The following is a 13,308-nucleotide window of genomic DNA, read 5'->3' as shown; positions in this document are numbered from 1 at the left end:
AATTAAAAATCTTTTTTTAAAACATTTTCAAAAATTATTCTTTCAGGCCAAAGATATCTAACGCATTGTGGTATGTCGTTGAAGCGACGTCTTCAACTGAGATGCCTTTAAGCTCCGCAATCTTCTGCGCAATGTACACACAGTTAGCGGGTTCATTGGTCGTGCCGCGTAGTGGCACCGGCGCCATATAAGGATCATCGGTTTCAATTAGTAAACGATCTAATGGCACATTTTGGGCAACCAATTTAGGCATCTTCGCATTTTTGAAAGTCACTGGTCCGGCTAATGAGATATAGAAACCTAACTTGATAAAGCGTAAAGCCATCTGATCAGAGCCTGAATAACAGTGCATAATGCCTTTTAAAGAAGAGGATTCCAGCATCTGAAAACATTCTTCATAAGCATCACGGCAGTGAATGACAATGGGTAAGTGATATTCTTGCGCAAAAGCCATTTGCTTGGCAAAGACATCTCTTTGTTTATCTTTGGGCACATCATAATGATAATCTAAACCGATCTCACCAATCGCCACAACTTTCGGATCCTTGGCTAATTCTTTAATGATCGCTAAATCTTCGTCAGTGGTCTCTTCACAGTCATTAGGGGAAATGCCTACAGTGGCCACGATGCCTTCATATTCATGCGCTATCATAACGGCTAAACGCGAAGAGGACACATCATAGCCAACGACTGTCATTCTTGTCACGCCGGCTTCATGGGCATGGGCAATATAGGTATCACGGGTAGGATACAGCTCCTTAGCGTTTAGATGAGTATGTGTATTATAATACATTGTTTCCTCCTTTTTAAAAGCCATAGGTGACCTATGGCTTAATGATTAGTCCTGGTTCCAGCCGTATCTTTTTACGACATCAGAAACTGGTAAATTGTTTTCGATGTTATCAATCGTATGGGCTAATAAATCAGCGACAGTAACGACTTTCATACGATCGAACTGTTTTTCTTTTGGTAATGGAATGGTGTCAGTAATAACGATTTCCTTGGCATCACAGCTTTTTAAACGATCAATTGCAGGTCCGCTTAAAACCCCATGTGAGCAAGCGATGTAAACATCTTTAGCGCCTTTTTTCTTTAACATATCCACCCCGGCAGTAATTGTGCCAGCAGTATCGATCATATCATCAATTAAGATACAGTTTTTGCCTTCAACATCACCAATGATGCCCATAACTTCGGCCACATTTGGTTTAGGTCTACGTTTATCGATGATCGCGATTGGACAATCGAAGAATTCAGACATCTGACGCGCTCTGGTTGCTCCGCCATGGTCTGGAGAGACAACGCATAAGTCTTCTAAATTCTGTTCTTTGAAGTATTTACAGATTAATGGTAAAGCCTGCATTTCATCAACAGGGATATCGAAGAAGCCCTGAATCTGACGGGCATGTAAATCGATCGTTACCACGCGATCAACACCAGCAGTCGTTAATAAATCAGCTACTAATTTTGAAGTGATTGGCTGTCTAGGTTTCGCTTTACGATCCTGACGAGCATAACCGAAATATGGGATAACCGCAGTGATCTGACGCGCAGATGCACGTTTTAAAGCGTCACATAAGACTAAGATTTCCATTAAGTTTTCGGTAACTGGATTACATGTAGACTGCACGATAAAGACATCCTTACCACGAACAGATTCTCCGATTTCAACTAAGATTTCACCATCAGCGAAATGATGTACCTTGCTTTTTCCTACTTCTGTTCCTAAGATCCCGGCGATATCTTCAGCTAACTGCTGACTAGCCGATAAGGCAAAGATTGTAATTTGATTTTTCATGTGTTTTTTGACCCCTTTATATTTATCTTTTTGTAAAAGCTTCTACCACCGTATTGTCTTCTAATGTCACGTCATCAAGGACGCAATACGGACCAATATGACAATTCTTTCCAATAGTACTATGACCGCGAATAATACAGCCTGGTTCAATCACGCTATCTGCGCCGATCACCACATCACGACCGATATAAGTCGTGCTCGCATCGATGATGCTGACGCCGGCTGTAAGCCACTGCTGATTGATACGTTTTTGTAACATCTTGGTTGATTCTTCCAAAGCGACACGATCATTGACCCCGCCGACTTCATTGAAGTCTTCAATCTTATACGCATCAACTTTCTTGCCTTCGTCATTCATAATGCCGATGACATCAGTTAAATAGTATTCATTCTGAGCATTTTCGTTAGAAACCTTTGATAAGGCTTCAAACAGTGCCTGATTGTCAAAGCAGTATTCACCAGTATTCATTTCAGTGATATCCATCTGATCGCTCTGCAGATCCTTGAATTCCACGATTCCTTTGACCTGACCATTTTCTTTCACAATACGACCGTAATGGGTTGAAGGATCACAGTCAGCACTCATCACGGTAGCCATGTTATGAGCCTGCTGATGTGCTTCGATCATTCCTTTTAAGGTTTCTACTCTGATTAATGGTGCATCACCATTTAAGACGAGTGTCATCCCTTCTTTGTCGCCTAAGACATCTTTCGCCATTAAGACAGCATGACCTGTTCCTAACTGCTCTTTCTGATAAACCGTTTTGACATCATCATTTAATAATGCCTTCACTTCATCAGCCTTATGTCCGACGATCACGATCGTTTCATCCACACCAAGTTTCTTAAGTTCATCCACCACATGATTGATCATTGGTTTGTATAAAACTTCATGAACAACCTTTGGCTTGTCTGATTTCATACGGGTACCTTTACCCGCCGCTAAAACGATTGCATAGACATTCATTCTCTAAAAATCTCCTATTCGAGCATACTATAACAAACTTTAACGTAAATTTAAAGAGATGGACATGGATTCCTAAGAAAAGTCATGCATATTTCTAATATTTTTACAATTTTTATGCAAAAAATCTTAGATGTGGAATTCATCTAAGATCTCTGTCCGTCTGACAAACGGGTATTTCTTTCGAAAATAAGGAATCGCTTCATCAAACAATGATTCATCTTTGGTAATGCCAAAGACACAGCTGCCGCTGCCGCTCATTAATGCCCCATCAAAGCCAAAATCTAATAATTCCTGTTTGATCGTCGCAATATCTTTGACCATTTCTAATGATGGCGTCTCTAAGGTATTGCCTAAAGAGGTAATGACTTCCTCATAGTTAACAGTGCGGATGCCATGCGCCATCTTTTCAATATCTGGATGAGACGCATGGGGAATATCTAAGGATTCAAAACAGCGTTTGGTGGAAACCCCCTTCTTTGGTTTCACTAAAAGCAAATGCGCAGAAAAATCATGGGTTTTGATAAAGTCTAATTTTTCGCCGATCCCTTTCACCACTGCCAATTTGTTGTAAATGCAGAAAGGGATATCGGCCCCGACTTCTTTGCCTAAGTCGGCCATTTGGGCCAACGATAAGTGCAGTTTATAAAGTTTATTGATAGCCCGAATCACCGCAGCGCCATCAGCGCTGCCGCCAGCTAAACCAGCCTGTGAAGGAATATGTTTATACACATGCATTTTCACTCCGCCATGAATATGATAACGTTCAATCATCAAAGCGGCCACTTTATACATAATATTACGTTCATCAGTAGGCACGCGATAAGTATTGGCGGTGAGAGCGATGCCTTCGGGAATCTTTTCAATAATAATCAGATCATGCAGCGTAATGGGTGACATGATCATCTCCAGATCATGATAGCCGTCTTCTCTTTTACGGACAACATCTAAAGCCAGGTTGACTTTGGCATAAGCTTTAACTTTCATGGTTTCTCCTTTCCTGGTTGAGGGCTACATAATCCTCAATCGATAAATCAGCGGGGCGCTTAGTCGGATCAATACCGCACGCCGCTAACGCCTTTCGCACATCATTAAAGAAAGGCTTCATATTATTGAGAATGGTTTTGCGTTTTTGTTTAAATGCGCCTTTGATCAGTTCACATAAATCTAATGGAATCGTTCTTTCTTTCGTGATCGTGAAGACCGCACTATCGACATGAGGCGCGGGAATAAAGACGTTTTTAGAAACAGTCATGGCATAATCAATCGATCCGACATAATCGATCATTAAAGTCAACGGACTTTTATCGCGCGTTAACTTGAGCGCGACTTCTTTTTGCACCATCGCCGCCATATGATGAATCTGACTTTGCGCGGTAACGACCTTGGTAATAATATCACTGGTGATATAGTAAGGCAGATTGGTAACGACGCAGACATCATCTGAATGTAATGAGGTCACTAAGCCATCTAAATCTGCTTTCATGAAATCTTCAAAGATGATTTCCACATTATCATAATCTGCCAAGGTATCCGCTAAAACAGGTTTCAGGCGCTCATCAATTTCAAAGCAGATCACCTTTTTCGCGCGCAAAGCTAATGCTTCGGTTAAAGCGCCGATGCCAGGACCGATTTCAATGACGTACGTATCTTTCGTAATCGGCGCACAGGAAGCGATCTTTTCAATGATATGGGGATCGACTAAAAAGTTCTGGCCATACTTTTTGGCCGCAGTTAAATGATATTTGTTTAATATGTCTAGGGTATTGGATTTTTTCGCTATATTTCTCATGACTCTATTATAAAAAAAGAAAGTGCGGCAATCAATGATTCTCGCACTTTTTGAAATTAGCCTTTGAAGGCTTCTTCGAATTCTTTCTTTAAGGTATCGGCTGCGATGTCTTCATCGTCACCTTCTACGCGGATGACTACTTCATCACCTTTTTTAATAGGCGCAGACATGAAGGATAATAACTTCTTTAAATCATAAGACTGATCACCAATCCATAAAGAAGCTTTCGACTGATAGTTTTTCGCAATCGCGACAACTTTTCCAGCAGGACGGGCATGGTTGCCTTCAGGATCCTGCATAACGTAGATAAATTCTTTCATAACATATTCCTTTCTTTAAAAAAGCAGGTGCCTTGGGCACCTGCTTAAGGCTTCAATTATTCAGCAGCTTTTTTGATTTCTTTTAAAGCGTCTTTGTTGGTAATAACAACGACAACAGTATCAGAGTAGCCAGCTGCTTTGATTTCTGAACGGTCGAATTCTAATAATACCTGACCCTGAGTGATCTTATCACCCTGGTTAACAGTTGATTCGAATCCTTTACCTTCCATGTTAACAGTATCAACACCAACGTGGATTAATAATTCAATACCTTCATCAGAAACGATACCGATGGCATGTTTCGTTGGGAAGATCATTGATACAGTACCATTGAATGGTGCGTAAACACGTCCTTGAGTTGGTTCAATACCAATTGATGGACCCATAGTTTCAGCAGCGAACATTGGATCTGGGATAGCAGATGCAGGCACGATCTTACCATTAACTGGAGCGATAACTTTACCTTTGTCAGTTTCGAAAGCTACTTCAGTTGGAGCTTCCATCTTTTCTACGGCAGCGTCTGGTAAATCTGCTGGATCTTCATGCCAGAAGACCATAGTACCAGCAAAAGCGATACCGGCAGCAATTGCTAATTCGATTGTATAAACTAATGGGTTGTTGATTGTTAAATAACCAGGAATACCAGTAACACCATAAGCAGATGCACCTAAGTGTGTGAATGAACCGAACCAAGCACCAACAGCACCGCCGACCATACCAGCGATAAATGGTTTCATTAATCGTAAGTTAACCCCGAAGATAGCAGGTTCTGTGATACCTAATGAAGCAGATAAAGCTGAAGGAACTGCGACTGTTTTCATCTTAGGATTCTTAGTCTTAACAGCGACTGCTAAGCAGGCACCAAACTGAGCGAAGTTAGCTGCCGAAGCGATTGGCATCCAGATATTTAAGTTACCAAATTCTTTAGAAGCTAATAAACCAGCTTCGATAACGTTGTACATATGATGCAGACCCATAACAACGGTTACTGGGTAAACAGCACCCATTACCCCGGCACCAACACCGAAGCCGACAGTGATTAAGACTTTTGCGCCTTCCAGTACATAAGTTTCAAGAGTCGAGAAGATTGGACCAATAACAACGAATGTTAATAATGAAGTCACAATAACTGTTGTTAATGGTGTAACGAATAAGTCAATGACAGCTGGTACGACGTCATGTAATTTCTTTTCGATTTTAGACATGAACCAGACAGAGATAATAACTGGGATGACGTGACCCTGATAACCTGTACGACGAATTGAACCGATGACATAGTTACCAATTTTTGCATTACCAAATAAGTTCCAAGTAGGAATGACGCCATCTTTGACACCGAAGAAACTATTGATGGCATCCTTAGAACCGACATTCCAGCCGTTTAGTAAAGCAGAGTGGATCATTAATAAACCGATAACAGCGCCTAAGAAGATATTACCGCCAAAGACGCGGGCTGAAGAAACAGCGACAATAACTGGTAAGTAAGCAAATGCTGTATTAGATACCATATCAAGGAAGTTGTACCAGTCAGTCTGAGCGAAACCAGGGAAAGCTTTACCTAAAGCTTCGACTAACCCCATCATTAAACCAGAAGCAACGATGGCTGGTAAGATTGGTACGAAGACGTCCCCTAAAGTCTTCACCATACGCTGTGGTAATGGCTGGTTAGCAGCGGCCGCTGCTTTTACGTCTTCCTTAGATGCAGCTGTTAAACCTGTAACAGCTAAGAATTCATCGTAGACATGGTTTACAGTCCCGGTCCCAATGATACACTGTAACTGACCATTCGAACTGAATACGCCCTGTACCCCTTCTACGTTTTCAAGTGCTTTCGTATCGACTTTATTGATATCAACAATAGCCAGTCTCAGACGAGTCGCACAGTGTGCTGCAGAAGCAATATTGTCTTTACCGCCTAAGTGGCTGTAAATTTCTTCTGCACATTTTCTGTAATCTAGTGCCATAAAATTTTTTTACCCCTCTCCTACACTAAATAATGTAAATGTATATGAAACACAAAATTGTGGTTTCACCTATTCAAACAAACCAAGCTTTTCAAAAGCTTTGTAAAGACCGTCATCAGTAACGGAATCGGTCACTAAGTCGGCAATCGCCTTTAACTGTGGTGAGCCGTTTTCCATGACGACGCTGGTGCCAACGGTTTCGATCATTTCTTTATCATTCATCGAATCGCCAAAACCATACGTATTTTCAATTGGTACACCGAGTTTTTCGCAGATGCGCTTAATTCCCTGTCCTTTGTCAAATTTCCGATTGACTAAGTCCCCATTCAGACAGTTGTGCGCAGACACATCCTGGATCATGAAGGCGAAATCTTTTTCTAATAACGCTTTCGCTTCATCCAGCTGTGAACTCTGAGTACACATAATTACTACTTTATAAATTGGACGTCCATCATATTCACTGATTGGACGGATGCCTAATCCTTCTGCTAAGGCTTTACGCCATCTTTCGATTTCTGAGTTGCCGCCATCGGCATCTTTTAAGAAATCGCCTAAGCTTTCATCCCCGAATGTAGCATCGCGGGCTTCAATGGTTCTAAATACCCCATTACGCTTTAAGACATCTAACGCGATATCTCGCTGCTCATTTGTCATCGGACAATCAAAGATGACTTCGTCTCCAACGGTTACATATCCGCCGCCAAGTGCTACTAATCCATCAAATCCATATTTGAGAAGTGGCGAAAGCATCCCGACATTGCGGCCGGTACATAAGAAGACCTTATTACCGGCAGCTTTGGCTAATTCCATCGCTTTCAGTGCGCTATCAGGAGGAACATTCGATCCTGCTTCGGTCAATGTTCCATCAATGTCCAAGAAAATTAACTTTTCTGCCATTATTTTCTTGCCTTTCTCTTTGTTGTACTGCTTCTTGGTTTTTTCGCAGCTGTTTTCTTTTTGGCAGTTGCTTTAGGCGCAGCTTTGGCAGCTGGTTTCGCTGTTTCCTTTTTCGCCTTTTCAACTTCTGCCTGCGCTGCTAATTTTGCAGCTTTTTCTTTTTCTTCGGCTTCTACGCGCGCTTTGGCTTCTTCTTCAAGCTTTTTTGCTTTTTCCGCTTCGGCTTTCTTTTTTGCCGCATCTTCCGCTTTAGCTTTCGCGATGGCCGCTTCTTTTTCTTTACGCTGTGCTTCTAATTCACGCGCTTCAGCTTCGGCGCGAGCAGCGGCCGCTTCTTTTTCAGCCGCTCTTTTAGCAGCGGCTTCCGCCACACGTTTCGCTTCCTGAGCTTCATCAGCAGCGCGCTGAGCTTCCATCTTTTTAATGGCTTCAAAATCGGGCGCTTCTTCTTTAATGCTCTTTGGATTAAAGTCGTGAAGTAACCAAACGAAGCTATGTGGAGGCATATTGACAGCTTTCGCTTCCATCATGCGACCAGTCATTAATTCAACATAGTCTTCTTCTTCGTTGATCCAAGCTGTCTGTTCATCATCTGCGAAGTTGAATAAGGCAATCAGCTTCTGATCGTTATAGTAACGACCGATCCCTAAGATATGATCATTCCAAGGTTCAACGATCCAAGTATCGGCATTGGAATCGAAAACATCATAAGACGCACGGATTTCGATTAAACGTTTGATTGCCTGATAAACCTGACCCTGACGCGTTGATAAATCGTTACGCATCGCAACATGTTCCCAGTTCAGGTTACCACGATGTAAGTATCTTGAATCATCCCATTTTACAGGATCATCATGATAAGTGTAATCATTTAACTGACCGATTTCATCACCGCTGTATAAAACAGGGATACCGCTCTGCGTAAACAGGAAGGCATGTAATGTGATGTCTAAATCAACGGCCATCTTTAATTTCCATTTGTTGTCTTCATAAACCGCAGCTTCGATGCCGCATAATGAAGCCGTTGTCCCGCACATACGGGCATCGCCTAAACGTGGGTCATCATTGTATAATTCACCACGTGACTGTGATTCCCATAAAGCGCCTTTGAAGTAATCATTTAAGAACTTCTTATGTGATACTTCTTCAATACCGAACTGTCTTAAGAAGTCAAAATCAAGACCCCAGCCGATATCATCGTGACAGCGTAAATAGTTTAAGAAAGTATACTGCTTAGGCAAAGCGAACACAGATTCCATCTGATGTCTTAATAAACGGACATCTTTCGTCGCTACTGTATGCCATGTTGTACACATCGTCGTAACGTTGTATAACATCTGACATTCTGGTTTTTCCACTGTTCCGAAGTATGGTACAACCTTTGAAGGTTCCATAACAACTTCACCTAATAATAACGTACCCGGGCAAACGATATCCGCTGCGATATGCATAATACGAACTAACGTATGCACCTGTGGTAAGTTACGGCAGTTCGTCCCTAATGTTTTCCAGATATAAGGTACCGCATCTAAACGAATGATGTCGACACCATGATTACAAAGGAATAACATGTTGGCTGTCATATCATTAAATACTGTTGGGTTAGCATAGTTTAAGTCCCACTGATATGGATAGAATGTTGTCATAACGACTTTCTGTGCTTCTTCACACCATGAGAAGTTACCCGGAGCCGTTGTTGGGAAGACCTGTGGTACCGTCTTTTCAAATTCATCAGGAATATTCCAGTTATCAAAGAAGAAATAACGATCCTGATATTCCTTTTCGCCACGACGTGCACGAACGGCCCATTCATGGTCTTCAGACGTATGGTTCATAACGAAGTCTAAGCAGACTGACATCCCATTTTTATGACATTCACTCGCTAAATCAGCTAAGTCTTCCATCGTTCCTAATTCCGGCTGTACTTTGCGGAAATCAGAAACGGCATAACCGCCATCACTACGATCTTTTGGTGACTGTAATAATGGCATTAAGTGTAAATAGTTAATGTGGCATTCCTTTAAATAAGGAAGCTTTTCTTTAACACCTTTTAAGTTTTTATTGAAGCACTGTGTATACATCAGTTCCCCAACCATATCGTTACCGCGATACCAGTCAGGAACAGCTTCACGCGCTTCGTCCCATTCTTTTAATTCCGGACTTCTTTCCTGATAATACTGATGCAGCATAGAGCAGAAATAATTAAATGCCTGTTCATTGTTATTATAAATTTCGGCGTATAACCACTTTAATTCATCATAGTTTTTCTCCAGACGTTCTTTGAACTCTGGTTCCCAGTTTGGATCAATCACTGCATTCACCTCTCCTAAAAGTTTTTAATAAATTCTTTAACATCATCAACCTGAGGCATTACTCGTAAGGCACCTTTCTTGGTGGTAATCATACTTGCTGCACCATTAGCGAAAGTGATGATGGTTTTCAGATTGTCTTCATTTAAATGATCGATACCATATTCCAGTACACCATTTAAAACGCAGGCACAGAATGTGTCCCCAGCTCCTGTGGTTTCAATGGTTCCAGACTGCAGGAAGGCTGGAACAGTAATATCTACATCTTTGTAAACAGCACGGCTGCCGTCACCGCCTAATGATAAGCAGATCAGCTTCAGATTAGGATATGTTTCTCGTAAATAAGCTAATCCTTCATCATAGGTTTCTTTGCCGGTAAACCATAAGATTTCATTATCGGAAATCTTTAAGACTGAAGCATGTTTCATGCCATAGTCAAAGGCTTTTTTCGCATCATCCAGACTATCCCATAAAGGTTCTCTTAAGTTTGGATCAAAAGAAATGATTAAGCCATTTTCTTCTGCGCATTCCACTGCTTTTTTCGTTGCACTGCGCACTGGTTCATCAGTTAATGATAACGTTCCGAAGTGGAATAAACGGGCATTTTTAATCATCTCCGTATTCACTTCTTCAGGTTTCAGATTGACATCTGCCCCTGGTTTACGATAGAAAGAAAAATCACGGTCACCGTTAGGTAACTTGTGGACTAATGCTAATGTCGTATGAATTTCTTCATCGAAACATAAGCCATCCGTACTGATTCCCTGTTCCTTGATCGCTTCGGCTAACTGTGTGCCAAAGCCATCTTTACCAACCTTGCCAATGAAGCCTACTTTTTTACCAAATCTTGTCAGCATTGACAAAACGTTACATGGCGCTCCGCCAGGATTGGCTTCAAAGAGTGGATTGCCTTGGTCGGAAATACCATTTTGTGTAAAGTCGATGAGCAGCTCTCCTAAAGCTACAACATCATATTGTTTCAAATCGCTCATTTGTCTTTTCTTCCTCTCTCTCTTGACTATGAAAACTCTATCATATTTTTGAAAAATATGAAAGCGTTTGCTCTTTCATAAAATAAAAAAGCCGGGTTTTTTTTATTTTATGAAAATGGTTGATGCTATTTAATGCATGAAATCGAAAATAAAAAAGCGTCTTTTTATGGTATAATCTCCCCATGTGAGGTGACTTCTATGCCCGGACTCGGAACTTTGATTAACGTCGGCGCCATTATCGCCGGCGGACTCATCGGACTCATTTTCGGTTCCTTTTTAAAACAGCGTATTCAGGAAACATTGATGCAAGCCTGCGCCCTCGGTACCCTCTTTTTAGGCATCGGCGGGGCTTTGTCAAAGATGTTAGTGATCAGCAACGGCTCCTTAACAACCAAGGACTCGATGATGATGATTTTATCCTTAGTGATTGGCGGCCTCATTGGTGAACTGCTTAATATTGAAGCGCTTTTTGGACGCCTAGGCGACTTTCTCAAAGAAAAGAGCGGTAACGCCAAGGATCCCGATTTTACCTCTGCCTTTGTCAATGCATCCTTAGTCGTCTGTATTGGCGCGATGGCAATCGTTGGATCGATCCAGGATGGGATTGCCCATAATCCCGATACCCTGATTGCGAAATCAGTCTTAGACTTTACCATTATTATTGTTATGACGGCCACAATGGGCAAAGGCTGTTTATTCGCCTTTGTGTCAGTTGGGTTACTGCAAGGCAGTATTACCCTATTAGCGAGCTTACTCGCGCCGTTAATGACAACGGCCGCCTTAAACAATATCTCATTCGTCGGTTCGATTCTGATCTTTTGTGTCGGTATCAATTTGCTTTCGGATCGTCATATCCGCGTTGCTAATTTTCTGCCCTCATTAATCGTCGCCATTATCTTTTCATTATTTTAGGAGGTGATATTATGGATCGACGCCAACAAGTTTTCAATCTCATCGCTCAAAGCAGTCAGCCTTTATCGGCCGCAAAAATCGCCAAAAGCTTACATGTTTCACGTCAGATTATTGTCGGTGATGTCGCACTTTTACGCGCTGCTGGCCATGCCATCATCGCCACGCCGCGCGGCTATATGATCGAAAACAGCCAGGGTATTATACACACCATTGCCGTTTGTCATCAGCCTAGCCAAATGGAAGAAGAGCTCAATCTGATTGTCGATTATGGCGGCTGTGTCAATGACGTGATTGTGGACCATCCCCTTTATGGCGAAATCAAAGGGAATCTGCAGCTGCGTTCCCGTCATGATGTGCAGATGTTTATGCAGAAAGTCAAAGACAATCAGGCTAGCCCTCTTTCTTCACTAACCAACGGTGTTCACTTACATACGATCACCGTCGCTAGCGAAGATGTCTATAACCTTATTGTTCAGGCTTTAAAAGAGCATGGCTTTCTCTACCTTGAATGAATATAAATTTGCTTTTCAGGAGATCAGATAAAAAGCAAAAATCAATTATCAAGCATAAAATGTGAAGATATTATATTTTCAACAGTGCCCCCCACGCTTCAGTTTTAAAACAGCGACCTAAGTGGGGACTTTTTTGTATTGAAAAGGATCCACGCGAGTGGATCCTTATTGACGTTTAGCGAGTGCTTCTTCTATTTGCGCTTTGGTAATGCCGACCATATTAAGACGTTTAAAGAGCGTCTTCACATTGCCATAACCTAAATGGAAATACTGATAAATATAGAGACGTTTGGCTTTATTGCCCATAATATCTAAATCAATAAATTCACTCCAGGAAAGTGATGGTTCACTTTCTTCAAAGGTTACCGCATTTTCGATTGCTTCAATAATCGCATCATGACGGGCTTCGGCGATCCCGAGTTTCTTTTTCCCGCGGGCATCCTTCTGGGCAACGAAAGCATGCTTCGCATTAGGCACCGCCTGAACGATTTTATCGCGGATGCGTTTGCCCGGTCCATCTGGATCCGTCAGAATAATAACGCCACGGTTTTGCGCGGTTGTTTTAATCAGATCAATCGTTTTTTTATTAATCGCACTGCCATGGGTTTCAATCGTATCGACATCAAATAACTGTTTTAACGTGGCCGTATCGGTCTTGCCTTCAACGACCACAACTTCTTTAATTCTTTTCATCTTATCACCTCCCCCACTATAAGCGATTCAAAGCATTCCTGCAATATTTATTGGCTGAACTGAAAAGTTAAATTCTCGATATTTTTTAATTCCATTTTTAAGGAACTTACTCTTTCACCTAACGGTATTTAGTTGATTTGCTTACTTCAAAATGC

The 13,308-nt window shown here is 41.7% G+C and carries 13 protein-coding genes; 2 read left to right on the top strand and 11 right to left on the bottom strand.

Annotation, left to right across the window (positions count from 1 at the left end):
* Positions 1-34: 34 nt before the first annotated feature.
* The 10 genes from SG0102_RS01195 to SG0102_RS01150 form a co-directional block, all read right to left on the bottom strand.
* Positions 35-793 (bottom strand): TatD family hydrolase, encoded by a 759-nt coding sequence (locus SG0102_RS01195; protein WP_125118254.1) that lies wholly within the window; start codon positions 791-793, stop codon positions 35-37.
* A gap of 45 nt (positions 794-838) precedes the next feature.
* A complete protein-coding gene (locus SG0102_RS01190) occupies positions 839-1,798 on the bottom strand; it encodes a ribose-phosphate diphosphokinase (RefSeq protein WP_125118253.1) in 960 nt (319 codons plus the stop codon).
* 22 nt (positions 1,799-1,820) lie between these two features.
* Positions 1,821-2,765: a bifunctional UDP-N-acetylglucosamine diphosphorylase/glucosamine-1-phosphate N-acetyltransferase GlmU gene (locus SG0102_RS01185; protein WP_125118252.1), complete on the bottom strand. Its 945-nt coding sequence runs from the start codon at positions 2,763-2,765 to the stop codon at positions 1,821-1,823.
* 126 nt (positions 2,766-2,891) lie between these two features.
* Positions 2,892-3,749, bottom strand: coding sequence for a 4-(cytidine 5'-diphospho)-2-C-methyl-D-erythritol kinase (ispE, locus tag SG0102_RS01180; RefSeq protein ID WP_125118251.1), 858 nt, complete (start codon positions 3,747-3,749; stop codon positions 2,892-2,894).
* Complete coding sequence (gene rsmA, locus SG0102_RS01175) at positions 3,739-4,554, bottom strand: 16S rRNA (adenine(1518)-N(6)/adenine(1519)-N(6))-dimethyltransferase RsmA (RefSeq protein WP_125118250.1); 816 nt, start codon at positions 4,552-4,554, stop codon at positions 3,739-3,741. The genes ispE and rsmA overlap by 11 nt, the downstream gene beginning before the upstream one ends.
* 56 nt (positions 4,555-4,610) lie before the next feature.
* Positions 4,611-4,874 (bottom strand): HPr family phosphocarrier protein, encoded by a 264-nt coding sequence (locus SG0102_RS01170; RefSeq protein WP_125118249.1) that lies wholly within the window; start codon positions 4,872-4,874, stop codon positions 4,611-4,613.
* 56 nt (positions 4,875-4,930) lie between these two features.
* Complete coding sequence (locus tag SG0102_RS01165) at positions 4,931-6,838, bottom strand: PTS beta-glucoside transporter subunit IIBCA (RefSeq protein WP_125118248.1); 1,908 nt, start codon at positions 6,836-6,838, stop codon at positions 4,931-4,933.
* A gap of 69 nt (positions 6,839-6,907) precedes the next feature.
* Positions 6,908-7,735, bottom strand: a complete 828-nt coding sequence (locus tag SG0102_RS01160; protein WP_125118247.1) for an HAD family hydrolase — start codon at positions 7,733-7,735, stop codon at positions 6,908-6,910.
* On the bottom strand, positions 7,735-10,047 hold the full coding sequence (locus SG0102_RS01155) for an alpha-amylase family protein (RefSeq protein ID WP_231999832.1): 2,313 nt from the start codon (positions 10,045-10,047) through the stop codon (positions 7,735-7,737). The genes SG0102_RS01160 and SG0102_RS01155 overlap by 1 nt, the downstream gene beginning before the upstream one ends.
* Positions 10,048-10,061: 14 nt before the next feature.
* A complete protein-coding gene (locus SG0102_RS01150) occupies positions 10,062-11,036 on the bottom strand; it encodes a carbohydrate kinase family protein (RefSeq protein ID WP_125118246.1) in 975 nt (324 codons plus the stop codon).
* Positions 11,037-11,234: 198 nt separating this feature from the next.
* Here SG0102_RS01150 and SG0102_RS01145 point away from each other — a divergent pair, with 198 nt between their 5' ends.
* Complete coding sequence (locus SG0102_RS01145; protein WP_125118245.1) at positions 11,235-11,948, top strand: DUF554 domain-containing protein; 714 nt, start codon at positions 11,235-11,237, stop codon at positions 11,946-11,948.
* An 11-nt stretch (positions 11,949-11,959) separates the two neighbouring features.
* Positions 11,960-12,460: a transcription repressor NadR gene (locus tag SG0102_RS01140; RefSeq protein ID WP_125118244.1), complete on the top strand. Its 501-nt coding sequence runs from the start codon at positions 11,960-11,962 to the stop codon at positions 12,458-12,460.
* Positions 12,461-12,625: 165 nt separating this feature from the next.
* Here the strand turns inward: SG0102_RS01140 and rnmV are convergent, their stop codons facing one another.
* A complete protein-coding gene (gene rnmV, locus SG0102_RS01135; protein ID WP_125118243.1) occupies positions 12,626-13,153 on the bottom strand; it encodes a ribonuclease M5 in 528 nt (175 codons plus the stop codon).
* Positions 13,154-13,308: the final 155 nt, after the last annotated feature.

This window comes from Intestinibaculum porci (genome assembly GCF_003925875.1).
Classification (GTDB): domain Bacteria; phylum Bacillota_I; class Bacilli_A; order Erysipelotrichales; family Coprobacillaceae; genus Intestinibaculum; species Intestinibaculum porci.
Note: the sequence above shows the minus strand (reverse complement) of the source record. Positions and strands in the feature narration are given on the sequence as shown.